27 protein-coding genes are annotated in these 25981 nt (G+C 53.0%); 5 read left to right on the plus strand and 22 right to left on the minus strand.

Features of this window, described 5'->3' with window-relative positions; genetic code table 11:
• Positions 1-40: 40 nt before the first annotated feature.
• Both KNP77_RS00900 and KNP77_RS00905 read right to left on the minus strand, forming a co-directional pair.
• Positions 41-775, minus strand: a complete 735-nt coding sequence (locus KNP77_RS00900; RefSeq protein WP_084812878.1) for a Bax inhibitor-1/YccA family protein — start codon at positions 773-775, stop codon at positions 41-43.
• A gap of 26 nt (positions 776-801) precedes the next feature.
• On the minus strand, positions 802-1326 hold the full coding sequence (locus KNP77_RS00905) for a type 1 glutamine amidotransferase domain-containing protein (protein WP_214887837.1): 525 nt from the start codon (positions 1324-1326) through the stop codon (positions 802-804).
• 173 nt (positions 1327-1499) lie between these two features.
• Here KNP77_RS00905 and KNP77_RS00910 point away from each other — a divergent pair, with 173 nt between their 5' ends.
• Together KNP77_RS00910 and KNP77_RS00915 are read left to right on the plus strand one after the other, a co-directional pair.
• Positions 1500-2294 carry a thymidylate synthase gene (locus tag KNP77_RS00910; protein WP_131465154.1) on the plus strand — a complete coding sequence of 265 codons (795 nt, stop codon included), beginning with the start codon at positions 1500-1502 and terminating at the stop codon, positions 2292-2294.
• Positions 2291-2776 carry a dihydrofolate reductase gene (locus tag KNP77_RS00915; protein WP_131465156.1) on the plus strand — a complete coding sequence of 162 codons (486 nt, stop codon included), beginning with the start codon at positions 2291-2293 and terminating at the stop codon, positions 2774-2776. The genes KNP77_RS00910 and KNP77_RS00915 overlap by 4 nt, the downstream gene beginning before the upstream one ends.
• 14 nt (positions 2777-2790) lie before the next feature.
• On the opposite strand, the gene KNP77_RS00920 is transcribed toward KNP77_RS00915, so the two are convergent.
• The 6 genes from KNP77_RS00920 to KNP77_RS00945 all read right to left on the minus strand — a co-directional run bounded on the left by KNP77_RS00920 (position 2791) and on the right by KNP77_RS00945 (position 9245).
• Entirely contained in the window at positions 2791-4281 is a 1491-nt protein-coding gene (locus KNP77_RS00920) for a GGDEF domain-containing protein (protein ID WP_214887840.1), read from the minus strand.
• 170 nt (positions 4282-4451) lie between these two features.
• On the minus strand, positions 4452-5852 hold the full coding sequence (gene fumC / locus KNP77_RS00925) for a class II fumarate hydratase (protein ID WP_131440527.1): 1401 nt from the start codon (positions 5850-5852) through the stop codon (positions 4452-4454).
• Positions 5853-5963: 111 nt separating this feature from the next.
• On the minus strand, positions 5964-6353 hold the full coding sequence (locus tag KNP77_RS00930) for a reverse transcriptase-like protein (protein ID WP_131440526.1): 390 nt from the start codon (positions 6351-6353) through the stop codon (positions 5964-5966).
• Entirely contained in the window at positions 6334-7116 is a 783-nt protein-coding gene (locus tag KNP77_RS00935; RefSeq protein WP_214887843.1) for a 5'-3' exonuclease, read from the minus strand. Before KNP77_RS00935 ends, KNP77_RS00930 begins: the two co-directional genes overlap by 20 nt.
• Positions 7113-8048, minus strand: a complete 936-nt coding sequence (locus KNP77_RS00940) for a CobW family GTP-binding protein (protein WP_131465164.1) — start codon at positions 8046-8048, stop codon at positions 7113-7115. The genes KNP77_RS00935 and KNP77_RS00940 overlap by 4 nt, the downstream gene beginning before the upstream one ends.
• 15 nt (positions 8049-8063) lie before the next feature.
• Entirely contained in the window at positions 8064-9245 is a 1182-nt protein-coding gene (locus tag KNP77_RS00945; protein ID WP_251138857.1) for a DNA-binding protein, read from the minus strand.
• 157 nt (positions 9246-9402) lie between these two features.
• Between KNP77_RS00945 and KNP77_RS00950 the strand changes: the two genes are divergently transcribed.
• Positions 9403-9915, plus strand: a complete 513-nt coding sequence (locus tag KNP77_RS00950) for a hypothetical protein (RefSeq protein WP_236635976.1) — start codon at positions 9403-9405, stop codon at positions 9913-9915.
• 41 nt (positions 9916-9956) lie between these two features.
• Here the strand turns inward: KNP77_RS00950 and hfq are convergent, their stop codons facing one another.
• The 7 genes from hfq to KNP77_RS00985 form a co-directional block, all read right to left on the minus strand.
• Positions 9957-10205 (minus strand): RNA chaperone Hfq, encoded by a 249-nt coding sequence (gene hfq / locus KNP77_RS00955; RefSeq protein WP_016509830.1) that lies wholly within the window; start codon positions 10203-10205, stop codon positions 9957-9959.
• Between the two features lie 12 nt (positions 10206-10217).
• A complete protein-coding gene (gene miaA, locus KNP77_RS00960; RefSeq protein ID WP_214887871.1) occupies positions 10218-11168 on the minus strand; it encodes a tRNA (adenosine(37)-N6)-dimethylallyltransferase MiaA in 951 nt (316 codons plus the stop codon).
• Positions 11169-11405: 237 nt separating this feature from the next.
• Positions 11406-11999: an AmiS/UreI family transporter gene (locus KNP77_RS00965; RefSeq protein ID WP_353048802.1), complete on the minus strand. Its 594-nt coding sequence runs from the start codon at positions 11997-11999 to the stop codon at positions 11406-11408.
• Between the two features lie 112 nt (positions 12000-12111).
• The gene (locus KNP77_RS00970) at positions 12112-12963 is read right to left on the minus strand and encodes a PPK2 family polyphosphate kinase (RefSeq protein ID WP_214887877.1); all 852 of its coding nucleotides are present in this window, start codon (positions 12961-12963) and stop codon (positions 12112-12114) included.
• Between the two features lie 130 nt (positions 12964-13093).
• Complete coding sequence (locus KNP77_RS00975; protein ID WP_131465170.1) at positions 13094-14623, minus strand: M4 family metallopeptidase; 1530 nt, start codon at positions 14621-14623, stop codon at positions 13094-13096.
• A 179-nt stretch (positions 14624-14802) separates the two neighbouring features.
• Positions 14803-15801 carry an ABC transporter permease gene (locus KNP77_RS00980; RefSeq protein WP_070327360.1) on the minus strand — a complete coding sequence of 333 codons (999 nt, stop codon included), beginning with the start codon at positions 15799-15801 and terminating at the stop codon, positions 14803-14805.
• Positions 15794-16714 carry an ABC transporter ATP-binding protein gene (locus tag KNP77_RS00985; protein WP_070327361.1) on the minus strand — a complete coding sequence of 307 codons (921 nt, stop codon included), beginning with the start codon at positions 16712-16714 and terminating at the stop codon, positions 15794-15796. Before KNP77_RS00985 ends, KNP77_RS00980 begins: the two co-directional genes overlap by 8 nt.
• A gap of 117 nt (positions 16715-16831) precedes the next feature.
• Here KNP77_RS00985 and KNP77_RS00990 point away from each other — a divergent pair, with 117 nt between their 5' ends.
• Positions 16832-17581, plus strand: a complete 750-nt coding sequence (locus KNP77_RS00990) for a GDSL-type esterase/lipase family protein (protein WP_071397395.1) — start codon at positions 16832-16834, stop codon at positions 17579-17581.
• A gap of 35 nt (positions 17582-17616) precedes the next feature.
• Here the strand turns inward: KNP77_RS00990 and KNP77_RS00995 are convergent, their stop codons facing one another.
• Both KNP77_RS00995 and KNP77_RS01000 read right to left on the minus strand, forming a co-directional pair.
• Positions 17617-18288, minus strand: coding sequence for a hypothetical protein (locus KNP77_RS00995; RefSeq protein WP_214887880.1), 672 nt, complete (start codon positions 18286-18288; stop codon positions 17617-17619).
• The gene (locus tag KNP77_RS01000) at positions 18275-19405 is read right to left on the minus strand and encodes a mandelate racemase/muconate lactonizing enzyme family protein (RefSeq protein ID WP_214887883.1); all 1131 of its coding nucleotides are present in this window, start codon (positions 19403-19405) and stop codon (positions 18275-18277) included. The genes KNP77_RS00995 and KNP77_RS01000 overlap by 14 nt, the downstream gene beginning before the upstream one ends.
• 81 nt (positions 19406-19486) lie before the next feature.
• Here KNP77_RS01000 and KNP77_RS01005 point away from each other — a divergent pair, with 81 nt between their 5' ends.
• On the plus strand, positions 19487-20683 hold the full coding sequence (locus KNP77_RS01005; RefSeq protein WP_214887886.1) for an HTH domain-containing protein: 1197 nt from the start codon (positions 19487-19489) through the stop codon (positions 20681-20683).
• A gap of 15 nt (positions 20684-20698) precedes the next feature.
• On the opposite strand, the gene nhaC is transcribed toward KNP77_RS01005, so the two are convergent.
• The 5 genes from nhaC to KNP77_RS01030 form a co-directional block, all read right to left on the minus strand.
• Entirely contained in the window at positions 20699-22099 is a 1401-nt protein-coding gene (gene nhaC / locus KNP77_RS01010) for a Na+/H+ antiporter NhaC (protein ID WP_370246370.1), read from the minus strand.
• A 162-nt stretch (positions 22100-22261) separates the two neighbouring features.
• Positions 22262-23359 carry an amidohydrolase gene (locus tag KNP77_RS01015; protein WP_214887889.1) on the minus strand — a complete coding sequence of 366 codons (1098 nt, stop codon included), beginning with the start codon at positions 23357-23359 and terminating at the stop codon, positions 22262-22264.
• 22 nt (positions 23360-23381) lie between these two features.
• Complete coding sequence (locus KNP77_RS01020; protein WP_173647363.1) at positions 23382-23726, minus strand: DoxX family protein; 345 nt, start codon at positions 23724-23726, stop codon at positions 23382-23384.
• A gap of 54 nt (positions 23727-23780) precedes the next feature.
• Positions 23781-25034, minus strand: coding sequence for a S1C family serine protease (locus KNP77_RS01025; protein ID WP_214887892.1), 1254 nt, complete (start codon positions 25032-25034; stop codon positions 23781-23783).
• Positions 25035-25155: 121 nt separating this feature from the next.
• Positions 25156-25974 (minus strand): fumarylacetoacetate hydrolase family protein, encoded by an 819-nt coding sequence (locus KNP77_RS01030; RefSeq protein ID WP_131443861.1) that lies wholly within the window; start codon positions 25972-25974, stop codon positions 25156-25158.
• Positions 25975-25981: the final 7 nt, after the last annotated feature.

Consider the following 25981-nt stretch of genomic DNA (forward strand, 5'->3'; position numbering starts at 1 on the left):
TCCTGTCTTCCTAAAAAAATCATCGGCCCAAGGCCGATGATCAGTCTCGCATCGCGAGTCGGTACAATAAGTCGAGCAATTCGATATAGAGCCAGACGAGCGTCACAATCAATCCGAACGCCGCCACCCATTCCAACTGCTTCGGTGCCCGGGCTTCGACTTGACGTGCGATATAGTCGAAGTCGAGGACGAGCGCGAGTGAGGCGATGATGACGATGACGAACTGGACACCGATCGCGAGCGGTGACGACCCCGTCATGAACGGAAGTCCGGAACCGAAGAAACTCATGCCGATCTGGACGAGATACAATAGCATGACCGTGAAGATCGCGGCCGTGACACCGGCCCGGAACTTTTGCGTCACTTTGACGAGCCCGGTCGAATAGACGAACCACATCGCGAACGCGACGATAAACGTCGTCAAGACGGCGCGACCGACGATGCCCGGTGCCATCGCTTCAAAGAAGTACGAAATCGAACCGACGAACACCCCTTCGACGATGCCGTAGAGTGGTGCGACGACAGGCGCCGTGTTCGGTTTGAAGGTGATGATGAGCGCCATGATCAAGCCAAGAATGAGCGAGCCGATCATGAGTGGGAACAAGAGCGCTTCCCCGATCGTCGGAACGAGCAGCCATGTCGTACCAGCCGCGGCTGTCACGAGCAAGAGCAACGTGAACACTTTCGACCACGTACCGGCTTTCGTCATCGGCTCCGTGCTATAAGCAGTCGACTCCATCGATTTACGGAGAATTGGGTTAGATTTTAAGTTCAACTGTAGAAATCTCCTTTATTCTTTTTTCAGTTTTTGGCCATGACCTTGATAAACTCACGCATATAGTCGGGCAGATCTGGCGGACGACGGCTCGAGACGATATGGCCATCGACGACGACCGGCTCATCGTGCCAGATCGCGCCCGCGTTTTCCATGTCGTCTTTAATGCCCGGTGTACTCGTCACGTTGACGCCTTGAAGGATGTTGGCTGAAATCAATACCCAGCCCGCGTGACAGATTTGACCGATCGGCCGTTTTTGCTCATCCATGTAGCGGACGAACCCTTTCACCGAGTCGAAACGGCGCAACAAGTCGGGCGACCAACCACCCGGGACGAGCAACGCATCATACGACGAGATGTCGACGTCGTCGAACGCCACGTCCGACTTGGCCGGGACGCCATACTTCCCAATATAAGCGTGACCCGCTTTCTCGCCGGCGAGGATGACGTTCGCCCCTTCTTCACGTAACCGGTGGACCGGATACCAGAGTTCTAAATCTTCAAAGTCGTCACTGACGATCTGCAAAATATTCATACCTTGTAATTTCATCGAATCCCTCCCTTTAATTGTCTTTCCCTAGTATACCCGAAATCGGACATCCCGAAAACGAATAATCACTGTCTCGTAGCTGTATATCGATTTTACAGTCAAGAAATCATCTACATCTTGTGGTAGATGTGATAACGTTAGAAATGAATGATTGAAAAGGGGGCACACCTACCATGAAACAATACCACGACTTATGTAACCATATTCTCGACCACGGCGTCGTCAAAGAAGACCGGACCGGTACCGGAACGACGAGCGTTTTCGGCTATCAGATGCGCTTCAACCTGCAGGACGGGTTCCCGCTCATCACGACAAAGAAATTACATACGCGCTCGATCATCCATGAACTGCTTTGGTTCATCTCTGGCGACACGAACGTCCGTTACCTGCAAGACAACGGTGTCCGTATCTGGAACGAATGGGCGGATGAGGACGGCAATCTTGGCCCGGTATACGGTGCCCAGTGGCGCTCGTTCCCGAAACCAGACGGCTCGAGTGTCGATCAACTCGCCCAAGTGATCGAACAGATCAAGACGAATCCCGACTCTCGTCGACTCGTCGTGTCTGCTTGGAACCCTGGTCAACTCGAGGACATGGCGCTCCCGCCGTGCCATCTGTTGTTCCAGTTTTACGTCGCCGACGGCAAACTGTCGTGCCAGTTGTATCAACGCAGCGCCGACACGTTCCTCGGCGTGCCGTTCAATATCGCGTCATACGCCTTGCTGACGCACATGGTCGCCCACGTGACCGGTCTTGAGGTCGGCGATTTCGTCCACACGCTCGGTGACGCGCATATCTATCATAATCACCTCGAGCAAGTGAAGCTGCAGCTGACGCGTGACACGCGCCCGCTTCCGAAACTGAACATCTTGCGTGACGTATCATCGATCGAGGACTTCCGGTTCGAGGACTTTGAACTCGTCGGTTACGACCCGCACCCGCACATTAAAGGAGCGGTCAGCGTATGATCATCCATGTCGTCGCTTGTGGATCAAATCGTGAAATCGGGAAAGACAACGCTTTGCTCTGGCGCCTGCCTGACGACTTGAAATACTTCAAAGCCGTCACCACGGGTCAGACGGTCGTCATGGGTCGAAAGACGTTTGAATCGATCGGCCGGGCGCTCCCGAACCGGCGCAACATCGTCGTCACGTCGAACCGTGAATTTTCAGCACCCGACGTCGAAGTCTGGCACGACCTCGATCGCATCCTCACCGCGCGCGACACCGAGGACTTCTTGGTCATCGGCGGGGCGACGCTTTATGAACAGACGATGCCAGTCACCGAACGCTTCTATATTACCGAAGTCGACGGGACGTTCGAGGCGGACACGTATTACCCGCTCACGCCGCAAAATCTCATCGTCACGGACGAACAGTTCCATCCGAAAGATGAGCGACATGATTATAGTTTCACGTTCCGCCAATACGACAAAAAAGACATCGAATGAAATCGATGTCTTTTTCAATCCGGTAATTTTTCAAGCCACTGCTCAATTTTTTTCGTGATAACATCATTATGGTTTTGCTCAGTCAAATCATCATACAGTGTCCCGAGCTCGGTCGCCGTTCGCTTCGTGACGGCGAGGATATGGCTATACTTGCCGCGTTGTTCTTTCACGGCCGATAGCGTCCCTTTCGTCGCGGTCGATCCCGACTCGTCTAAGATGAACATCTCAACGTTGTCGTTACAGACGTATAAGTCGTACGGTCGATAGACGACCTCATAGCGCCGATGTTGTTTCGGTAGCTGTTCGGCGAGTGAGGCGTATTGCTGTGGACTCATCGTCACATAAGCGAGACGCTTCTCTTCACGAACCGCTGACGAGTACCGGATGATGCGGTTACGCCCGTCACGCTTCGCTTTATATAAGGCCTCGTCGGCATAGGCACACCATTCCCCTAGCGTCATCCCGGTCTGGCAGACACGCGTATAACCGATCGACACGGTGACATGGTGCTCATAAGGAAATTCCATCTGCTCAATCCGCGTCCTGACCCGTTCGAGCACCGCGTCGACGATGGTCCGATCGGAAACGTTAAGGATGACCAAAAACTCTTCGCCGCCGTACCGAATCAACTCATCGCTCGACCGGATGGCTAGACGGATTTCTTCGGCGATGCGATGCAACACTTCGTCGCCATACGTATGGCCAAACGTGTCATTTAACTGCTTAAAGTGATCGATGTCTAAAAGTGCAAGCGTGAAGCTCTCTCCGGAACGTTCTAAGCGGGAGACGAACCGGCTGAACGTCGCTTTTAAGTATTTACGGTTAAAAGCGCCCGTCAATTCATCGATGAGAAGCGCGTTCGAGACGAGCCGTGCCTTTTCAATATGTAAGCCGAGCCGGACAAGCCGTTCTTCCATCGGGATCCACGATTCCCAGTAATCATCAAAGCCGTATGAGTAAGCGGCCAAGCGATAATGCTCATTCGTCCCGATGACGATGAGCGGCACATAGAGTTTCTTCATTTTGCTGACGAACGACTGAATGTCTCGCTCTGGAAAGTGAGACCATAGTTCGACATCCATGACGATCGCTTTCGGGACGTCTTCATAATCGTACTCGACCGCTTCTGCGATCGTCTGCAGAAACACCGGCCTCGCCCCTAACTTTTCAACTCTCGGTTTGTAGCGACTAAACGTAGAGAAACTACCCGATAAAATCAATACTAAGTCTTCATCTTCTTGTTCGATTCCCAAAACCGTATGAATATAACGTTTGACCGGCGCAATCAACGCAATCGCTTCTGACTGCGTCAAGACTGGCGGCAGCTCACGCACGTCAGACTCGACCCGGCTAAAAATCTCAAGCAAATGCATGAGTCGACGATTTTTGACTTCCGTTTTCATCCAATCTAATAAAAATTCGATTTCGGTTTTTTGAATCTGTCTAGCTTCCGTGATTTTCGCCAAAATTCTATGTACTTGATCTGTGAGTTGATGTTGCTCCATGCCCGACCCCCCAGTTTCGCTCTCCCCGATATTCGCTTCTGTCTCTGATTATGCGACTTCACCCGCGAAAATACAACTATTTCCTCATTTAATTCCTATTGTTTGACATTAATCTAGTTCAAAAGTCCTATAAAATCAAAAAAAAAGCGGTTCAACGACCGCTCTTCCTGTTATTTTCCAACTTTTAGATTAGGTGATGTCATCTCTTCCGGACGAATCCACTGGTCGAACTGCTCTTCGGTCAATAGACCCGTCTCGAGCGCTGACTCTTTCAATGAGATGCCTTTTTTATGGGCATGCTTGGCAATCTTCGCAGCATTTTCGTAGCCGATGTGCGGATTCAACGCCGTGACGAGCATAAGGGAGCGTTCGACGTTATGGGCGATCACATCTAAATCCGGCTCGATCCCGACGGCACAGTGAACGTCGAACGAATGAAGGCTGTCTGTCAATAAACGGCATGTCTGCAAGAAATTGTACATGATGACCGGCTTAAAGACGTTCAATTCGAAGTTCCCTTGGCTCGCGCCGAATCCGATCGTCGTATCGTTGCCGAGCACTTGGGCCGCGACCATCGTCAACGCCTCACTTTGCGTCGGGTTCACTTTTCCAGGCATGATCGAGCTACCCGGTTCATTTTCAGGAATCGTGATCTCACCAATTCCGGCACGGGGACCAGAGGCGAGCCAGCGGACATCGTTGGCGATCTTCATCGCGTCCATTGCGAGCGCCTTCAACGCCCCGTGCGTGAAGACGAGTTGATCGTGACTCGTCAGTGCGTGGAACTTGTTCACGGCCGTCACGAAATGTTTACCGGTCTCAGTCGAAATTTTGGCAGCGACAACTTCACCGAAATCCGGGTGCGCGTTGATACCTGTCCCGACCGCTGTCCCACCGAGCGCGAGTTCTGTTAACGGTTCAAGCGTCCGTTCAATCATCTGTTTCGATAGTTCAAGCATGCGGACCCAGCCGCTGATCTCTTGCCCGAGCGTGACCGGCGTCGCGTCCTGCAAGTGGGTGCGCCCGATCTTCACAACGTCCATATACGTTTCAGCTTTCTTCTCGAGCGTCGCATGGAGCGCTTCGATGGCCGGAATGACTTTGTCCTCGACGGCAAGGATGGCGGCGATATGCATCGCAGTCGGATACGTGTCGTTTGAACTTTGTGACTTGTTGACGTCATCGTTCGGATGAATCGTCAGCGTCTGCCCGCGTGCTTTTAACTTGTCGTTCGCCAAGTGGGCGATCACTTCGTTGACGTTCATATTGGATTGTGTGCCTGATCCTGTCTGCCAGACGACGAGTGGGAACTCGGCGTCATGATCACCCGCCACAATCTCATCTGCGACCTCGGCGATGATGTCCGCCTTGCCCTGCTCGAGGACCCCTAATTCAGCGTTGGCCAAGGCCGCGCCTTTTTTCAGAATCGCGAACGCATGAACGACTTCGAGCGGCATTTTCTCCGTCCCGATTTTAAAGTTCTCTAAGCTTCGTTGTGTTTGTGCTCCCCATTTTGCTGAAGCTGGGACGTTGATTTCCCCCATCGTGTCCCGTTCGATCCGATAATCCATGAAAAATTCCCCCTCTTTTTTTGACTACGCTTTCATTTTAGCGAAATTTTTGCAAAAAAGAAACGTGCGCCTATGAGAATCGAAAAAAAGTCGAGACACGTCTCGACTTCTTCATCTGCCAAGCAGCGCTGCCTTTGCGACCGAGTCAGCCCGGTTGTCTGCCCGTGGGATCCACTTGATGAACGTGACCGGCAGTTCGTCGTAGGCGATCAACGCCTCGAGAAATAGCGGTTTGACCGATTTATCTTTCATAAAGCGCTGCTCGAGCGCTCGAACGATTGTCTCGGCGTCTGAATAAAACAGGAACGTCGACTCCCCTTCGAGCGCTTCTGCTTGTTTGAGCGCGAAGACGAGTGCCGCGAGCTCGGCTTGAACGCTCGATAGCCCGGTCCGCTTCTCTGTGAACGTAACGACCGTCCCATCGGACGCCTTTAGCCAGACACCGAGCCCGTTCTCCCCGGTCTGTTGATTCGTGGCCGCGTCAAAATAAACGTGAACCAAAGCGGTACGCCTCCCAGTTGGTCTCGATCGGAGCGTCGATATCGATTTGTGACAGACGCTTCGACAGCAACGCGACTTCTTCGTGACCGTCCAATTTTTTCGCATACTTTTGGTGTGCTTCAAGCAACTGTTCCGTTCGCAACAGCTCGTATAATTGCTCGACGGTATCGTATGACTGCACGAGGATCGTCGCCGTCTTCGGACCGATCCCTTTGACGCCCGGAATGTTGTCCGACGCATCGCCTTGGAGCGCCTTCACATCGACGAACTGTAACGGTCTCACCCCGTACGTCGCTTCGAACAATTCCCGGCTCATCAACAGTTCCTCACCTTTTTTAGGGACGATTTGAAACACGTTCGGGGATAACAGTTGATGCAAGTCCCGGTCGGACGAGTACATGTACGATTCTCCGGGAAACGCCGTCGCGACGGCCCCCATCAAATCGTCCGCCTCGTACCCGGCCAGCTCAGACTGAAAGATGCCGCGTTCCGTGAGCGCGGCCCGCAGTTTGACATAATCATGAAACAACGGCTCCGGTAGACCGGTCCGGGTCGCCTTATAGTCGGGGAACAAGGCGAACCGATGGGTCGTCTCTCTTGGTCCGTCCCAAAAGAAAGCGATATGGGTAAACTCGTTCGTCCAGCCGTCGACTTTACGGAGCAAACCTTTCAACGTCACTTCGGGGTCGAGCGCCCGGCGCCGTTCGGTCGCAAAATAATAACGCGATAATAAGTTAAATCCATCTACTAGCATCAACCTCATCGTTCATTCACCTCACAAGCTTTCATCCCACGTTCAAGCGCTTCCCGGTCAAGTTCTTTGCCGATCCAGACAAAAACAGACCGGGTATCGTCGCTCGGTTCATTGGCGAACGTCGCGCCCATCAACTGGTTCGTCGCCTGGACGACAAATTTTGAAGACTCGCCTTCAATACGGACAATCGCTTTGAGACGATAGACGTCTTGTTCATAGTGCATGAGCACTTCTCTGACGTAACGCGTGACCCGCTCGCGGTTTAACGGCACGTCGGTCGTGATCGTGATAGCCCGCAGCGTCGAGACGGACGTATGTCCGGCTGTCAGCTCGCCGAGCAGACGTTCATCGATGCGGGAGAGCTGGAACGTGTTCTCGAGTAACTCATACGCTCCGACCGTCTGCTCGGTCTCGATGACACGTACGGTCGGGTTCAATTCACGAATCCGGCCGTGGGCACGCTCGAGCTCGGCCTCGCTGACGAGATCGACTTTGTTGAGCAAGATCACATCGGCATAGGCGATTTGATGGATACCTTCGATGAACAGTTCGCGGTCCATCTGGCTCGCATCGACGACGGTCAAAATCGCCGTCAGTTTAAAGCGCGAGCGTAAGTAATCGTCGTAATAAATCGTCTGGATGATTGGGGCCGGGTCGGCAACACCTGTCGTCTCGATGACGATGCGATCGAACGACTCGCCTCGCGAGGCGAGTTGATAAAACGTCTTACTCAAATCATTTTGGATTGAACAACAAATACAACCGTTCGACAGTTCGATCTGTTCTTGATCCATGTTGACGATCAATTGTTCGTCAATGTTGACCGAGCCGAGCTCGTTGACGATCAAGAGCAATCGTTCGTCCGTCGCTTCTAAAAGACGGTTCATATATGTCGTTTTTCCGGCGCCTAAAAAGCCGGTCACTAATTGCACGGGAATCATGCCTTGCACCTCACTTTATAAATTTTCGTGGACCCGTGCCCACTTCTCGTAGCGAGCGTCCAACAAGTCGATCAAATGGAGCAGCCACCCTTCGGTCGTGGCCGGCAGGACGCTAGAACCCCATTCCCGTTTTCCGTGGTGGGACAAGATCATATGCCAAATCCGGTGGTGGACGTCAAGCGGCAACGTGATGCCGGCGGCTTGTTGACTCTTCTCGAACAACAGCCCTCCGTATGGCATGTGACCGACCAGACTCCCCATCGGATTGATGGCGATCCCTGTCGTCTCACTCGTGCCGGTGACGTAAAACAGCTGCTCGAACCGTCTCGGTGACGACAACAGATGACTGTATTCGAACAACTTGCCGATATCATGGAACAAGATACCGAGCGCGAGCTCGTCCCAGCGGAGCGGTTCTTTCAGTTCTGCCATCGCCTCACACGCCGTATAGAGCGACTCAAACGTCCCACGGAACGCCTGCTCGACTTTAACACCGTTCATCGTATTCCATACGTCTACTTTGTGCAACTGCTCGGCTTCTTTGATGATCCGGAACGCAGTCGCCAAATAATCGTCTTGCTCTTGGATGCGGTAACCAAGTCGCAACATGCAGACCGTATGTTTTAACAGTCCACCGACGTAGTTATGGTGATGATAGAGCGCAGCCGGGGCCAACACGAAATCGTCCCAATATTGATCGAGGAGCGCCAGCGCGATCGCCTCATAGTCCGAAGACAGCGTCGACAAAATCGCGAATAGCTCTTCGGCATACTGATCGAACGTCTCGTCGCCTGGAAGTCCAGGTAAGAGCGACACCGCCTCGTCCCGGGACATCGGTTGGACACGATCGATCGTAATCGATTTGGCGCCGTCCGGCTTCGGATAGACGTCAATCTTTCCTTCTAAGGCGATCACGCCCGATTCGTAAATCGGTAGCAGTTGATCTTCGTTTCCCCGCAGCCAGTGTTTGGCCCGGATCAGCCCGCCAGACGTCGTCAAATTGAGTTGCAACCATTTGGCGCCAGACTTCCCTTCACGGACCTCGACCGAACTGACGAGCGCATTCGTCTGAATCGGTGTCCCGTCCGACAAATCCGTTAGCCGAAGTGTCGACTTCTCGACTTTCGGAACTTGAAACCGGGCCCGGTCGAACGTACCACTACCTGCGACCGCGTCGATCTGTTGATAATAATTCATGATATGACCCCCTTTTTCTTCTCTTTGCCCATTGTATCGTGTTTTATCGTTCGAGGCGAACATACTTTCGTTACTGGTCAGAAACTTGCGAGGAATATATTGAAAGCGCTTACCTATATTGTTACGATATAAGTAGTTACAAAAAGGGGGAACGATGATGATTTCACTACTAGACACGTATGAACGGTTGATCGCGACAGGGGAAGCGGCACGTTATGCAGATGTCCATCCAACGATTGACGGTATCCTTGAAGGGGCGGTCTGTCCCGTATCAGACAATGAGCTTGAACGGGCAGTCGCCGGTCACGCTGGAAATCCATATACGCACGACGACCTCATCGACTCGGTCGTCGCGCATGAGATGAAAGGGGCGATGGCCGCTTTAATCGTCTCAGGGTATCCGGTGCAAACACCGCTCGCGAAAGCGGTCGTCTTATCTGCCTTCGCCCGGACGAACCGGATGAATATCGATAAGCTGAAAGAGCTCGGTCACGCCGACCTGCTCGTCCGCATCCAGTCGGCCGACCGCTCGTGGAAACGGACGTATACGCACTTGTATCGGTCGAGTCCCGCCCAAATGTGCGAGCAACTCGACTCGTTGCTCGGTGGCTGCGCCATCCATCGCGTCCTCGAGGCGCTCCATGATGACCGCAACATAAAAACGGCATAAGAAAAGAGCGGTCCCCGGGCCGCTCTTTCCTTATGCTTCAATTAACCTTCCGTCATCTCGACCGCTTCCGGTTCGAACAACGTGACGTTCCGTGCTGGCGAGAACGTCGAAATCGCATGTTTATAAATCAACTGTTGGCGCCCTTCCGACTCGACGATCACTGTGAAGTTGTCAAATGATTTGATGACTCCGCGAATTTGGAAGCCACTGACTAAAAACACGGTCGTCGGAACCATCTCTTTGCGCAATTGGTTCAGAAAATGATCTTGGATGTTATAGCTTGCCTTCATGTTGCATTCCCCCTAGTCTATGTCTCGTTCAAATAATCGGAATTTTCGAAAAAACTCCTCAACCTCATCATAGATATTTTTATACGATAGTTCAAATGATTTCTTTCCCATATCTACCCAAATCCCATCAAATTGATGACGGAACCACGTTAATTGCCGTTTTGCAAACTGGCGTGTATGTTGTTTCAACGTCTCGGTCATCCGCTCTCGCGTCAGCTTCCCGTCTAAGTACGGCACGACTTCTTTATAGCCGATGGCCCGTAGCGCCTGTGTCTCCCGGTACCCGGCACGCAATAAGCGCTCGACTTCTTCGATGAGACCCGCTTCGATCATCAAATCGACGCGATGATTGATCCGCTCATATAAGACGTCGCGATCGGCGTGCAGGACGAACAACTTATAATCGTAATGCTCAGATGGGGCACTATCCATTGCCTGCTCGTCACCTGAGAGCGCGACTTCGAGGGCACGGATGACACGGCGGACATTATTTGGATGAATGATGTCAGCGCGCCTCGGGTCGAGGCCACGCAAGCGGTCATGTAACGCCTCCGCGCCGTGTGCTTCCGCTTCGGCTTCAAGCGCTGCACGCAGTTCCGTATCGACCGGTCGCTCCGTGAACTCGTAATCGTATAAAATCGCCCGAATATACAGGCCCGTCCCACCGACTACAATCGGCACCTTCCCGCGCGAGTAGATATCATCGATCGCCGTGCGGGCGAGACGTTGAAATTTGGCGACGCTCATCGCTTCATCCGGGTCACAAATGTCGATCAAATGATGCGGTACGCCTTCCGCCTCTTCGACCGTCACTTTGGCGGAACCGATATCCATTCCGCGGTACACTTGGACCGAGTCGCCTGATACGATTTCTCCGTCGAACGCCTTGGCGAGCTCGATGCCCGTCTTCGTCTTCCCGACTGCCGTCGGCCCGACAATCACGATGACTGGTGTCTTTTTCATTTCTGTCACTCCTCAAACGAAAGACCGTTCCTAAAAAGGAAACGGCCCGTCAAATTCTTCTTTTAATTGTATCATCAAACACGACCGCAAACAGCATCCAACCGCAGATTAATAAACCGAGCAGTAAAATCAAGCCATCACTCATCTGTGACCGCCTCCTTTACCTACTCCTTTCCCACTTTTCACACTTTAGACACAATTTAACATGCAAACTAAAAACGCTCAGGATGAGCGTTTTTAGTTTGCCGTCTCGACTTGGCGTTTGAACCGCGACATCGCGAAGGCAAAGTAGAGAACAGCCGTACCGCTCGCCGCCCACCAAATGACGTCATAGAGCGGCGTCATCAAATTGGCCAAGCCGAGCAATGCGGGTACGATCAACGTCAACCAAGCGAGGACGAAGGCGACGCGTGCTGTCACGCCGTCGATCGCTCGTTCCAGCGCCATCCCATAGAAGAACAATCCCCAAAGGAACGACCAGAACAACCACGTCACCGCGCCCATGCTGTCACCGTTCGCGAACCCGACGACGGCGTAAAATAGTGCCGAAATCGCGACGAACAGCGAGAACCAGCCGACACCGCGTCCGTCCAAGTTAAAGATGAACGTCACACCGACGTACAAATACGTGAATGCGAACAAGTAAATACCTGCGTATCCAAACAGTTCTGACGGGCTCGCCCCGATGACGAGCCATGTCGCGATGAACGTCTGGAACATGCCGGTGAACAGGCTGAACACCCCGGCACTTTTCATATCGACTTTCCCAAACAGGACGAGGCTGTTAATGAACAGTGCCACGCCGCCGAACAACAAACTAATATTCCCCACAATGATTGCTCCTTTGTATAGATGTCTGACGTCTGATTCGATACGTCCACTGTACATTGGATTCGCTTTCAACGCAATAGGGAAATCAATCGTTTCAGCACACGACGCTCAATCATTCACTTTCTAACTCTTTAATCGCCTCGTCAATCTTTTCCTGCTCCTCTTCCGTGAACGTCGGGAACTGCGGATTGATGTTCTCGAGCACGTCGATCATAACGGTCGAGACAATGTAACGCGCGTACCAGTCATCGTCGGCCGGAAGAATATACCATGGTGCCTGACTTGTCGACGTATTCGACAACATGTCTTCGAAGATGGCCTGGTAATCGTCCCAATGTCTCCGCTCCTCGACATCACTGAATGAAAACTCCCAATTCTTCTTCGGGTCTTTCAAGCGTTCGAGCAGACGATCGCGTTGCACTTCTTTTGAGACGTCAAAGAAAAATTTGATGACCTCAAAGCCGTTCTCCTTAAGATACTGCTCATAATCGTTAATCTGACGGTAGCGCACGGCCCATACGTTCGCTTCATCTGGGATCACCTCGTCGCCTAGTAGATCGTGGACGCGGGGTGCGATGACTTCTTCGTAATACGATCGGTTCAAAATACCGACTTGACCCCGCTCCGGCATCAAATCGTGCATCCGCCATAAGTAGTCATGTTTCTTTTCGGTGTCCGACGGCTTTTGGAAGGCGTTCGTCTTCAACCCTTGGGCATTCAAGTTTGAGAAGATATAGCTGATCGCTTCATCTTTCCCTCCGGCATCTAGCGCCTGCAAGACGACGACGACACCCTTTTTAGCCTCGGCATATAGCTTCCAATGTAACTCTTTTAACCTGTCGACACTTTTTGGAATCAATTCCTCAGTCAACGTCTCATCAGACGGCCGGTCTTGCATGCTCGTTTGGAAGTCGCTCAAGCGAATTCCATTTTTATGGTCGATACGAAATTGGTGAATATTCATAAATCCTCCTCTGAATCAGTTCAGTTTAAACTACAACCCTATTTACCCTCTTTAGCGAGTCTATCACCTACTAAACTAAAAACATCTCTTCCGCGCGGGAAGAGATGTCTGTCTACTTAATTGATTCCGATTAATAGATGCCGACCGCGTCAAACGATTTCGCGGCAGCAACGGCTTGTGTGCTCGTCGAACCGTAAAGGTCTTTAGCCGATTGGACGACCGCTTGGCGAAGACTCGAGAAGTTCGAAGTCGGTGTCAAGTAGACCGTGAGGGCGCGGTAGTAGATGTCCCCCATCTCCATGACGCCGACACCTTGGACCGAGACACCGTAATGCGATCCGCCATTACCTAACAAGTAGGCCGCTTTATTGACGATTCCTGAGTTGATATGGACACCGCCATTGTCTTGCGTTCCTGTATAACGCACCGAATAGTGATCCGGGTCACCGTAAGCGGCCGGGTTCGACATCGAACGTAGAGCGTCCCCTGCAACGCCTGGCGTGTAGATATCCTCCCCGACCAACCAGTCAAAGTTCGATCCGACACTGTATTCGGCGACCGTACCAAAGATATCAGACACCGCTTCGTTGATCGCACCCGATTCGTTCTGGTAGATCAAGCCGGCCGTGTACTCGGTGACGGCGTGTGACAACTCGTGGGCGACGACATCGAGCGCACCCGAGAGGTACGTGAACGTCTGTCCATCCCCGTCCCCGTAAACCATCTTGCTGCCGTCCCAGAACGCGTTGTTGTAACTGCGGCTGTAATGGACCGTCGAGTTGAGAGCCGCCCCGTTGTTGTCGTAGCTATTGCGGCCGTAAGTGTTTTTGAAGAAATCGTACGTTTTAGTCGCATTCACGTGCGCACTGACCGCGGCCCGGTCATACGTCGTGTTCAAGACGTTATCGACGTCGGCCCAAAGTGATCCGGGAAGACGTGTCCGGTTGCCGGCATCGTACGTGTAGATGCCTTTACCGCGCGTCGAGTCTTGTAAATAGTAATATGAACCGCTCTTCGTCGTCTTGAACGTTTGGCTCTGTCCGAGCACGTCGATCCCCGTTCCGGTAAACGCCGTTCCTGTGACGCCGTTCGCCGGTTTGGCGTGAGCCAACTGGTTGTATTTGTTCAACACCTCGCCGCTCGCCGCATCGATGAAGTACGTCCAACGTGATGGTTCCTCAGCATCGAGGATCGTCCCGGTCACCTCATAGGCATAAGCCGCTTCACCTTTGTTCGGGTAGATGACGAGTTCCGCTGCCGGCTCGAGCTCGTAGGCGCCTGTATGACCGACAAGTTCTTTATAGCGGGCGACTGCTTTTCGTTCGTTCAGTTTGATCGATTTATGTAGTCCTTTCAGTTGTTTCGTGTCATCGACGACCGTCTTCAATTGCCCGGCCTCGTCGACCACTCCGACGACGATACCGCCGAATACGGGAACACCGTCCACCGTCTGTTGGAGTTTGACGACTTGTCCGACTTTGTCGCGCTTCGATTCGATCGTCTTGAATTCTCCTTTCGCTTTGGCGAACTCTTTGACGATCGTCGCCGGCGCCTCAGTCGATGGTTTTGTCAACGTGCCTGTCTTCAGTTCTGCCGCCCCGGCGAATTGTGGAACGAGTAAGACGCCTGCGATCAATGATGTCGATAAAACTTTTTTCATATGTGTTTCCCTCCTTATGTGGTGTCTCTTACTTTACATAGTTTCCCACAGTTAAGGAATCCAACTTATTGATTATTTTGACAATTCTAACTATTGAGACATTTAACCTATTCAGTCTTCCTGTTTAGTGCTTTCAACCGTATAAAAAAAGCGTCACCGGGATGGTGACACTTTCTCATTTAATAGACATCTTTTTGGGTGAAGTGATAGAACGCGTACGCCAACGCCGCGAGCGTCCAAACGAAAATGACGATGAGCGAGAACGGCAGTGTCATACCATCGATCGGCGGGGCTTGCCCCTCGAGATAGGTATGAAGACCGAAGTTGACGTTCACCAAGTATTTCGAGCTGTCCCAGTTCGAACCGAGCGACGTGAGGAGCGGTCCCGAAATGAGGATGGCCATCATGATCCCGATCCCGGTCGCCGTATTTTTGACGAGGACCGAAATCATGAGTGCGATCGTACCGACGGCCGCCACGACGAACCACGATAGACCGACCGACATGAGCAAGTATTGCCACATCGGCAGCGTATGGACGAAGTCGGTCGAGAACGTCCCGGTCGCTGAGGCCTGGAATCCGGTCAAGATCGGTGCGGTCCAACCGTCCCATCCGAGCACGATCCCGGAAATGGCGTAACTGACGAACGCCGTGATGAAGATGAGGATCGATGTGTACAACAGCGTCGTCATCCATTTCGCCAGCAAAATCTTAAAGCGCCGGACCGGACGTGACAACAGCGTCTTGATCGTCCCGTCATTATGCTCGCCGCTGACGATGTCTGCCATCAGAACGATGATGAACAGCGGCAGGACGAGCGTCGTCCCTTGGGAGAAGAAGACACGCATGAACGTCGGCGCCCCAGGATAACTCGGGTTGATGTCGTTATCTAAGTAGTATTGATTTTGTTGCACTTGGAACTCGAGGATTTGCCGGAACTCGTCTTGGACGTTCGCCGAGGCGAGCCGGTTTTGCGTATCGACGATCTCTTGCTGCAAGTCGACACGCCAGTCGATCGTCCCTTGCTCTTCACGCTGCTTCTCGATTTGACGATAGTTGGCGTACGTGAACATCGAGACGAGTACGACGAGGATGACCGAGACGACCAATAGTCGTCGCTTATTATGGATCTTCAACACTTCGTTACGAATCAGGCCGAGTAAAGATGGATTAGACAATATGGTCACCCCCGGTCAATGTGATAAACAGTTCTTCGAGCGTCTGAACACGTCGTTCGAGACCAAAGACTTCCACATCTCGATCAAGCAAATAACGATTTAATCGGGCCGTGTCTTCTAAGTTCATCGAGACACGGATCGTCCGTTCGTCGACGACGTCCGCCTGCTCGATCGATTCAAAACCACGAACAATCGGCAACACCTCAAAACTGTCCGCCACGTGAACGTCGACCGTCGACGCCAATTCATTGATCAGCTCTTGAACGGTACCGACTTTCACAATCTTGCCGCGCGACATGATGGCGACACGGTCAGCGAGCAACTCAATTTCCGCCAAGATGTGGCTTGAAACGAGCACACTGAGTCCGGTTTCTTCGACGAGGCGACGGATAAACAGTCGCAAATCACGGATCCCCATCGGATCGAGCCCGTTCGTCGGTTCATCTAAAATCAAGACACGCGGGTTGTTGAGCATCGCTTGCGCGATTCCAAGCCGTTGGCGCATCCCGAGCGAGTACGTCTTCACTTTGTCATCGATCCGGGCCGTCAAATCGACGAGGTCGATCACTTCTTGAATCCGGGCCTCCGTGATACCCGGTAACATGCGCGCGAACACGTTCAAGTTCTCGCGGCCACTCAAAAATTTATACAGCTCGGGATTCTCGACAATCGCCCCGATCTGGTTCATCGCTTGGACGAACTGGCGCTCGACGCCAAAACCGCAAATCGAGACGGACCCTTTCGTCGGTTTGATCAAGCCGACGATCATCCGGATCGTCGTCGTCTTACCAGCACCGTTCGGTCCTAAAAAGCCGAACACTTCCCCAGGAAACACATCGAACGAGATATCGTCGATGATGGTTTTTTTCCCGATTACTTTTGTCAAATGGTCTATTTTCAATGTTGGTTGCATCGTCTCACCTCAACTCTATTCTAGCGGACTCGTCCGCTTCTGTCCTATTCGAACATTCACATAGGGCAGGTTCAAATATATTTGATATGATGGTTACATAGAAAGTGAGGTCATCAGATGAAAAATGGGAAATGGTATGCCTTTTTAATCGGCTCTGTCTTGTTGACGGCAACGGCCTTGTTTGGTCTTTGGATTGGGTATCAAGACATCGTCAACCCGCCGGAGCGTACGCTCTCGGTCAGCGAAGATACGAGACCTGAACCAGACGGCGAAATTTTCGTCGCTCTCGGTGATTCAATCACACGCGGCGTCGGTTCGACGTCAGGCGCCGGTTACGTTCAACCGGTCAGCGCAGCTCTCGAAGACCAAGATATCCGCACACAAAACTTGGCCATATCGGGGGCACGCACCGAGGACCTGCTCGCTCAGCTCGCTCAGCCGGAAGTTCAGCGGACAATCAAAAACGCCCGCTACATCACGCTCACGATCGGCGGCAACGACCTGTTCAACCGGGGCGAGAACGTCGATAACTTCGAATCTGTCGATATCGAACAAGTCGTCACGGACGCTAAAGCAAACTTAAATGATATCTTTGCAGAAATCCGTGGTCTGAACGACACGGCTCAAATCGTCTATATCGCGCTTTACAACCCGTTCCCCGAGAACACAAACGGACAGGCGTTCAACCAGCTGATTCTCGACTGGAACGCTGCGGCGGCTAACCTTGGGAATACGTACCGCATCGACGTGATCGATCCGTTCGCGTACGTGAGCGACGTCACCCGAGACCTCGCAAGCGACCAGTTCCACCCGAGCGATCGGACGTATGAAAAACTTGCCGATGACATTTTATTTATCCTCGACTAAACACGTTTGGCCTGATCACATGGATCAGGCCATTTTTACCGTTCATATTGGATAAGCCACGTCTCGTCGACTCGTTTCATCGCCGTGCCGTACCAACCCGTCTTCAATAATTCGACTTGGCCGTCCGTATCACTCATCTCAAGCCACGCCGTCTCACCTAACGGTCGCCAACCCGTATGCAGTTCTTTCATAAAGATATAACGAAGTTTACCGCCATACTTTTGTTTGAGGGCGCCGATTCTTAGGCCCAGGACAAACTTGTCCTTCAAGCTCGGGATGTTGAACGGGGCGACGGTCGCACAGACGAGGTCAAACCGCTCGTCTTGGCTCAATTCTTCCATCAACAGCTTCCCTAAATGTTGCTGCAAACGGTAGCCCCGATAAGACGGATCGACGTTCGTCACCTCTTGGTAGATGATGCGATCGAGTTCATCCTCACACCGCCCGATGTCACGACCTAAATGTTCGTCATCGAGCGGCGGGATGAGCAACGCCCGAAACGCGATCAACACCCCTTGATGGAACGCGCCGATGATCGTCTGATCCGACAACAGCTTCATGAATTCGTCTGTCGTGAGCGCTTGGTAATGGCTACCTTCGGCCAAATCAGCAATCACGGTTTGTTGCACCGCTTCGATGGCCGTCAAGTCCATATCGGTCAGATGCCGAACGTCGAGTTCAAGTCCATTGCATTCACCGTGCCACATGATCGGCGCCTCCGACTTCGTAGTAATCGGTCGTCAGGCGACGGAGCACGTCCTCATCGACGTCGACACCGAGACCCGGGCGGTCGTTCAAGCGGATGAACGGTAAATCGTACGTCAAATTGCCGACGTCCGTAGCGAACCGGAGCGGGCCGGTCAGTTCGACCGATTGAACGATTTTGCTCGAGAACGCGACGTGGAAGCCCGCGCTCGAGGCGATCGACGATTCGACCATCGAGCCGATTTGACACTCGATACCGGACATCTCGGCCATATGGACGAGTTTTTTCGCCGGATAGATACCGCCGCACTTCATCAATTTCACGTTCACTTTATGCGCCGCTTGCATCATCGTCAAGCGGCGCATGTCGGCGACACCCCGTACCCCTTCGTCAATCATAAGCGGGACCGATATTTTGCCTTTAACTTCGAGCATTCCTTCAAAATCGTCGGCTTTGACCGGTTGCTCGACCCAATCGATATCGAACGGTTCGAGCTTACGCATCGCCTGCAGCGTCTTCGCCGCGTTTACCCAGCCTTGGTTGACATCAACACGGATTGGGACGTCAGGACCGACCGCTTGCCTTACTGCCGCGACACGACGGACGTCCGAGGCGACATCGACGCCGACTTTCATTTTGACGGCCGTGTAATCTTCTCCGACCTGTTCCGACGCTTCCGCCGCCATCGCTTCAGGCTCACCGATACTTAAGACGTGTGTGACCGGGAAGGCGTCGTGATAGCGTCCGCCGAGCAACTCGTAGATGGGTTGTCCGAGCTTCTTCCCGATCAAGTCATGGCAAGCAATGTCGAGCGCTGCCTTGGCCGCTGGAACGTCACGGATGGCCCGGTCCATCTCGTCGTGAATCCGTTCTAGATGCATCGGGTTCCGTCCGATCAACAGTGGACCGAGCAAGTGGCGAATGACACTGATCGTACTCTCAAGCGACTCGCCCGTCACGTGTTCGTCGGCAACCGCCTCACCGTACCCGACGAGACCGCATTCGGTCGTCATCTTGACGATCACCGACGGCATGACGTCATAGCGATGGTAGCTGACGATGAACGGGACTTTGAGCGGTAGTTCAATCGCAAACAGTTCTATTTTTTCTAGTTTCATGATAAGTGCTCCTTTACATTTAAAAGTTCATTGTATATATTGTCGTTAAATAGTCGCTAAATTGCAAGGAGGAGTTTTCGCATGTCGCTTCATTTAGCAATCGTCGGTTCAGCCGACTTCGTCGCTACCATCACAGCGCTGGCCCCTGATTATGAAGATGTTCGCTTCGCCTACTATACGTATCAACATCCGCACGAGGCGGCCACGATCGCCAAACAGCTCGGTTCGTTCGACGGCGTCTTCTTCTCGGGATCGTTCCCTTATTCGTACGCGCTGCCTTATCTCAGTACGAATATGGCACACCACGTCGTCCAAGACGAGACCGTGCTGTTGACGACGCTCCTGTCGGCGGCGCTCACTCGTGCCGTCTCCCTCGAACACGTGTCGATCGATGTGATCGAGCCGAAACGGTTGGCGGCGATTTTATCGTCCCTCCCCGCAGTGACGACACCACCTCGTTTAATGAAGATTCATCCTGACGTCGACTTTCAAGACGTATTCGCGTTTCACGCGGACTTACAACCCGCTCAAACGAACTTGGCCTTGACGAGCATCGAGCGTGTCCACCGCCAATTGCAAGAGCAAGGCTATGAGAGTCAGCTCATGATCGAGCCGCCGAGTACGATCCGGTACCATCTCGAGCAACTGATTCAACGTGTTCGGCAACTATTGGCGGACAACGCTCAATTTTCAATCATTTTATATGATACCGATTCTGAGGCGCTCCGCGACCATTTGGCAACGGTTCACTATATCGGCGGACATCTCGAAACGACGGACGGTCCCTCGACCGCTCTGTTGACGACGAAAGGCGAGACGATCAGCGCCCTCGAAGAAAATACGCTCGCCCCCGCGTCTTTTGACTCTTCAATCGGGATCGGCTACGGCACCCAATACCAACAAGCTTACGAACATGCACAAATCGCCTTGTCTGCAGCCACCGACGAACGAGTCCGCATCGTTGACGACTCGAAGCGATTGTCTTTCCCGAAACGCGACGACGTGACTTCTTACCGTGTGACCGAAGAAGTTGCGTTCGATATCGTCAAACAAGTCGGCATCAGCCCGGCCAACGCCGGCAAGATCATCCGATTCTCGAAACGCAAACTCGAGTTCACCGCCAAAGAGCTGACCGACTACTTGAACGTCTCGCGACGGACGACCGAGCGGCTCATCAAAAAACTACACGACGCATACCTTGTCAGCGTCATTGGTGAAGAAATGAGCTACGCCCAAGGCCGCCCCCGCGCCGTCTATAAATTCAATTTCCCGGCCTAGAGGGCCGGGAAATTTTTATAATGCCGCTTGATCTTCGACTTGTGTTTCTGCTTGCAACACCGTGATCCGTTCGATCGTGAACCCTGTGAACGCATAGATGATCGAGATGACCGGGACGACGAAGTTGAGCACGGCGTACGGCGCGTACTCGAACGCCCCGACACCGAGCGTCCCGAGAATGAACACCCCGCACGTGTTCCACGGGATGAACACTGACGTCAGCGTGCCGCCGTCCTCGAGCGCCCGGGACAAGTTCTTCGAGTGGAGCCCCATCTTCTCATAGGCCCCGGCAAACATGCGTGCCGGCACGACGATCGATATGTATTGCTCGGAACACGTCGCGTTCGTCGCAATCCCGGCAAGAATCGTCGACGCGATCATCGAGCCGGCCGTCTTCGCCAGTTTGACGATCTGGTTCATGATTGATTGCAGCATCCCCGAATACTCCAAAATCCCCCCGAACGTCATCGCGACGATCGTCATCGAGACGGTATACATCATCGCGTCGAGCCCACCCCGACTGAATAAATTATCGACGAGCTCATTGCCGGTGTCGATGACATAGCCGCTTTGAAGCGCACCGACGCTATCCGAGAGCGATCCGCCTTGAATGACGACTTGGGCCAGGAAGCCGAGCGCGATCCCGACGACGAGTGCCGGGATGGCCGGTACTTTTTTCGTGACGAGCACGATGACCGCGAGCGGAATCAGCAGCAACCAAGGCGAAATGACGAAACTGTCCTCCAAAATGCCTAGCGTCTGCACGATATCTGAAGGATTCGTCGCCGTATCATTGAAACGCGTCCCGAGCCACCAATAGACGCCAAGCGCGATGATGAGTCCCGGAATCGTCGTATAAAGCATATGACGGATGTGGACGAACAAGTTCGTATGCGTCAAACCGGCCGCAAGGTTCGTCGTATCCGACAGCGGCGACATCTTATCGCCGAAGTAGGCGCCCGAGATGACGGCACCTGCGACCATCGGCGCCGGAATCCCCATGCTGAGCCCAATGCCCATCCCGGCGACACCGATCGTCCCCATCGTCGACCACGAACTGCCGATCGACAAAGCAACGACCGCACAGATGAGACAGATCGTCACGAGGAAGTAGGCCGGCGAGATGATCTTCAACCCAAAATATATCATTGTGGCGACAACGCCTCCCCCGATCCAGGCGCCAATCGTCAAACCGACCAAGATGATGATGACGACCGCCGGCAAGGCGAGCCGTATCCCCTTGTACATCATCTCCTCGATGTCTTTCCATTTGTAGCCGTGACGCCACGCGACAAGCGAAGCGGTCGCCGTCCCGACGATGAGCGGGATGTGTGGCCCTTGCTCGAGTTTGACGATGGCGACGAGCATGACCCCAATCATGACAAGTAGCGGCAACAACGCCCAACCAAGCTTCATGTCTTGCCTGTTCCCCTGCAGTTCCATGTAAATTCCTCCCCGTTAGCGAAAATTCAGAATTGTCGTTATATTGTCGCTAATGAAATTATGATAACGCTTACATGAGGAGTTGGCAACAAAAAAATGGACGGCAAGCTCACGCCCCGTCCATTTCGTTTCACTTTATCGTATTGCAACCGCTCGGCGTAGCGTCTCGGCGAGCAAAGCCGCCCCTTCAGGCAAGACGTCGCGGTCGAACGTCATCTGCGGGTGATGCAGTCCCGGCGTCAAATTTGCCCCGATCCCGATCATCGTGGCATCGAGTCCCGGTTTCTCGACCGTGTAAAAATGAAAATCGTCACTTCCCGACGTCACGATGCGATTGACGAGCGCGTCCTCGCCATGGAGTGCGATGATCGCTTCTGCTGCAATCCGGCTCGAGTGTTTCCCGATCTCGGCACCCGGCGTGAAGTCTTGCCATTCCAACTCGATCTCGACGCCATGCAGCACGCTAATTTGATGCAACATCGTCTCGAGACGGTCACGAAGCTCGAGCAGTTCTTTATTTTGCTGGGCCCGCACGTCAATCGAGAACGTGGCGTTGCCCGGAATGATATTCATGTTGTCACTTCCTGCCTGGACACCGGTCAGCTTGATCGAATGCGGCTCAAACGGCGACAGATAGATGCTTTTCAACATCTGTTGAATCGTGAAGACGACGTCGAGCGCATTCTGACCTTGGTGTGGCCTCGCACCGTGGGCATCGTCCCCGATGATCCGTCCTTTCAAGAACAAAGCGGCGCCGTGTTGAATCGCAGCGGCGTATTGGCCGCGCTTCAGCTCTTCGAGCGGGCGCAAATGAATGCCGTACAAGTGGCTGACATCGTCAAGTGCCCCTTTATTGATCATCGCGAGCGAGCCGTTACCTTGTTCTTCCGCCGGTTGGAAGATAAAGCGGATCCGTTTCGAGAGCGCCTCGTCCTTTAACAGCTCGAGCGCGCCGAGCACCATGCTTATGTTGGCGTCGTGGCCGCACGAATGGTTAGCCCTGAACTCTCCGTCGACTTGTTGCCATAAGGCATCGATATCGGCTCGGACGGCGATAACGTCGGCACCGGTGCCGATTTCAGCGATGACACCCGTCACGTCGTCAAACGTCTCGTGACGCACGTTCCATGACGCCAAGATGTCCGCAATCGTCTTCGTCGTCTTTTCTTCTTTCCAACTCACTTCCGGATGAGCATGAAAATGCTCGAACCAGTTCAGTACGTTCGTAGTCATGATTGATTCCCCCGTTATGTAGTCACAGTTTCTTGACGCCTTTGATCAACACCCATTGCAGCGGCAGTCGACCCCATGTCACCCATTTTGGTAACGTCTTGCCCCCGATCCGGGATGGTTTGAGTGCCATATTGATGTTTGCCGGGAACACGGCAATCAAAAAAGCTGGCAACGTCTTCTTGACGAAACCGGTCCCTTTGTTCAAGAGCAACAACACGCCATAGACGACTTCAATCACACCGCTAGCCTGTACCATGAAGCGCTTGAACGGCCATGATTTCGGAATAATCGACATGAAGGCGCGCTCTTGAACGAAATGCATGATGCCGGCCCCTAAAAATAACACACCGTATAACTTACGAATCACGTTATCCCCTCCTTTTTCTAAGCATAACAAAAAAGATGGGCATCGTGCCCATCTTTACAACGCGTCTCCGTTCGCATTTTGAATCTCGACATCGACCGTTTCGGTCTTGCCGTCCCGGACGTACTCGATCGTGACGACGCCGTCCGTGTCACGAATCAATTCGCTCCGCAAATCGATGAACGAGGACACGGGTTGATCGTTGATTTTGACGATGACGTCACGAGCCTCAAGGCCCGCTGCCGCCGCCGAACTGTTCGCCTGCACGTCGACGATAATCGTCCCGGCCGTCACCGACTCCGGTAGCTTGATCTGTTCAGTCAAATAACCAGGCGGGAACTCATTAACGTCACGCAATGAGACACCGAGCGACGGATGGTTCACTTCGCCGGTCTGCTCAATTTGATTGATGAGCGGCAACGCGATGTCGACCGGAATCGAGAAGCCGACCCCTTCGACAGAATCGGTCGCGATTTTCATCGAGTTGATCCCGATCAACTGACCGGATTCATTGATCAACGCCCCACCAGAGTTACCGGGGTTGATGGCCGCATCCGTTTGGATGACTTCGGCATTGAAGTCGGCTTGTCCGTTCTCGTCCGTATCGACCGGTACGAGACGCGACGTCGAAGAGACGATCCCGCGTGTGACCGAGTTCTCAAACTGTCCGAGCGGGTTACCGATGGCAATGACCGTCTGCCCCGGTTTCAATTCGCTCGATTTCCCGATCTTAATCACAGACGATACGTTGTCCGCGTCGACTTCGAGCACGGCCAAATCGTACGTCGCATCGCTTCCCATAAGCTTCGCCTCAGCAGTTGAACCGTCGTTGAACGTGACGGTCAGACGGTCGGCGCCATTGACGACGTGATGGTTCGTGACGATGTAAGCCGAGCCATTTTCTTTTTTATAGATGACCCCTGATCCGACACCCGCTTCGACCGCTTCGTTCGAGAATCCGCTCGCCGCGAAGTTGTTCACGGTCACGACTGCCGGTTGTGCCACCGCGACCGCATTGGTGACCGATGTGTCTTTGATGTTCGATGAGGTTTGGACAGGTGTCCCGTCTGACGTCACATTCGTATTCGACGTGACGTCAGGTGCTTGATCGATAAACGGTAACGCAATCGCACCGGTCAACAACGCCCCGGCGACGCCGCCGATGAACCCTGGGAACATACGGCTCATGAAAGAGGGCCGAGTGACTTGTTCCGCTTGCGGAGGCTCAGGCGCCCGCTTTGACGAACCTAGCTCTGTATCTAACCAATCTTCATGTCGATTATGTTCATTTGGCCGATCATTTCGTTCCATAACATGTCATCTCCTCAATGATGTTTCCTCTAACTTCTACCCTGAGTATAATAGAAGCCGGCACCGTTTCATGGAATTGACGGAACGATTACAAGATTCTTCACAATTTGCGTCAATTTCGTCAGACGATGTCGTTCCGTAACGTGCCGAGCCCGGAAATCGTCACTTCGACCCGGTCTCCGGACTGGAGGTAGACCGGTGGCTTCATCCCATGTCCGACCCCGGCTGGCGTCCCGGTCGCGATGATGTCACCCGCTTCGAGCGTCATCCCTGCTGAGAGCGTCCGAATCAGTTCATCGATCGGTCGGATCATGTCATCTGTCGATCCGAGCTGACGGTTTTCCCCGTTCACGTCTGTGCGGATTGACAGTGGAAATTCGAGTTCTTCCGGCGTGACGATAAATGGTCCGAACGGACAGAACGTGTCGAACGACTTGCCGCGGAAAAACTGGACGTGCTGCTTTTGCACGTCTCGTGCCGTAATATCGTTAATGATGGTATACCCAAAAATGTGGTCCTCGACGTCTTGAATGTCGCGTCCTGACTTTCCGATGATGACGGCGAGCTCACCCTCATAGTCAAGTTGGTCGGTAAGCGCTGCATGACGCTCGACGATGGCATCAGGACCGACGACCGAGGTCGGCGCTTTCGTGAAGATGACGAGTTTACCGGCTCCCGCCGTATCCATCTCTTTCACGTGCTCCTCGTAGTTTTTACCGATGCAGATGACATTTTTTAGCGGCCGGTATGGCGCTTGAAGTTTGACGTCTTCGAGCGCTCGTACGCTTGCGACGTCTAGATCGATATCCGGTTTAAATTCGCGCGCGATCACTTCTAACAATGAGTTCGTATGTAGTTGATCACTGACATCATATACTTGGTCCGCTTCGACCACCCCGACTCTTGTCTCCCCTTCGATTTCATAGCTACACCATTTCATAATGATT

Source organism: Exiguobacterium sp. s142, assembly GCF_018618455.1.
In the GTDB taxonomy this organism is placed as follows: Bacteria; Bacillota; Bacilli; order Exiguobacteriales; family Exiguobacteriaceae; genus Exiguobacterium; species Exiguobacterium aurantiacum_A.

What these genes read in the sequence shown, in the direction of transcription:
- KNP77_RS00920 (WP_214887840.1), bottom strand. Translation starts at nt 4,281, where the DNA reads ATGGAGCAACATCAACTCACAGATCAAGTACATAGAATTTTGGCGAAA.
- KNP77_RS00985 (WP_070327361.1), bottom strand. Translation starts at nt 16,714, where the DNA reads ATGCAACCAACATTGAAAATAGACCATTTGACAAAAGTAATCGGGAAA.
- KNP77_RS01005 (WP_214887886.1), top strand. Translation starts at nt 19,487, where the DNA reads ATGTCGCTTCATTTAGCAATCGTCGGTTCAGCCGACTTCGTCGCTACC.
- KNP77_RS00935 (WP_214887843.1), bottom strand. Translation starts at nt 7,116, where the DNA reads ATGAGGTTGATGCTAGTAGATGGATTTAACTTATTATCGCGTTATTAT.
- KNP77_RS00970 (WP_214887877.1), bottom strand. Translation starts at nt 12,963, where the DNA reads ATGAATATTCACCAATTTCGTATCGACCATAAAAATGGAATTCGCTTG.
- KNP77_RS00905 (WP_214887837.1), bottom strand. Translation starts at nt 1,326, where the DNA reads ATGAAATTACAAGGTATGAATATTTTGCAGATCGTCAGTGACGACTTT.
- KNP77_RS00950 (WP_236635976.1), top strand. Translation starts at nt 9,403, where the DNA reads ATGATTTCACTACTAGACACGTATGAACGGTTGATCGCGACAGGGGAA.
- KNP77_RS00915 (WP_131465156.1), top strand. Translation starts at nt 2,291, where the DNA reads ATGATCATCCATGTCGTCGCTTGTGGATCAAATCGTGAAATCGGGAAA.
- KNP77_RS01030 (WP_131443861.1), bottom strand. Translation starts at nt 25,974, where the DNA reads ATGAAATGGTGTAGCTATGAAATCGAAGGGGAGACAAGAGTCGGGGTG.
- KNP77_RS00995 (WP_214887880.1), bottom strand. Translation starts at nt 18,288, where the DNA reads ATGTGGCACGGTGAATGCAATGGACTTGAACTCGACGTTCGGCATCTG.
- KNP77_RS00975 (WP_131465170.1), bottom strand. Translation starts at nt 14,623, where the DNA reads ATGAAAAAAGTTTTATCGACATCATTGATCGCAGGCGTCTTACTCGTT.
- KNP77_RS00945 (WP_251138857.1), bottom strand. Translation starts at nt 9,245, where the DNA reads ATGAATTATTATCAACAGATCGACGCGGTCGCAGGTAGTGGTACGTTC.
- KNP77_RS01025 (WP_214887892.1), bottom strand. Translation starts at nt 25,034, where the DNA reads ATGGAACGAAATGATCGGCCAAATGAACATAATCGACATGAAGATTGG.
- fumC (WP_131440527.1), bottom strand. Translation starts at nt 5,852, where the DNA reads ATGGATTATCGGATCGAACGGGACACGATGGGGGAAATCAACGTCCCA.
- KNP77_RS00940 (WP_131465164.1), bottom strand. Translation starts at nt 8,048, where the DNA reads ATGATTCCCGTGCAATTAGTGACCGGCTTTTTAGGCGCCGGAAAAACG.
- miaA (WP_214887871.1), bottom strand. Translation starts at nt 11,168, where the DNA reads ATGAAAAAGACACCAGTCATCGTGATTGTCGGGCCGACGGCAGTCGGG.
- KNP77_RS01015 (WP_214887889.1), bottom strand. Translation starts at nt 23,359, where the DNA reads ATGACTACGAACGTACTGAACTGGTTCGAGCATTTTCATGCTCATCCG.
- KNP77_RS01000 (WP_214887883.1), bottom strand. Translation starts at nt 19,405, where the DNA reads ATGAAACTAGAAAAAATAGAACTGTTTGCGATTGAACTACCGCTCAAA.
- nhaC (WP_370246370.1), bottom strand. Translation starts at nt 22,099, where the DNA reads ATGAAGCTTGGTTGGGCGTTGTTGCCGCTACTTGTCATGATTGGGGTC.
- KNP77_RS00990 (WP_071397395.1), top strand. Translation starts at nt 16,832, where the DNA reads ATGAAAAATGGGAAATGGTATGCCTTTTTAATCGGCTCTGTCTTGTTG.
- KNP77_RS00910 (WP_131465154.1), top strand. Translation starts at nt 1,500, where the DNA reads ATGAAACAATACCACGACTTATGTAACCATATTCTCGACCACGGCGTC.
- hfq (WP_016509830.1), bottom strand. Translation starts at nt 10,205, where the DNA reads ATGAAGGCAAGCTATAACATCCAAGATCATTTTCTGAACCAATTGCGC.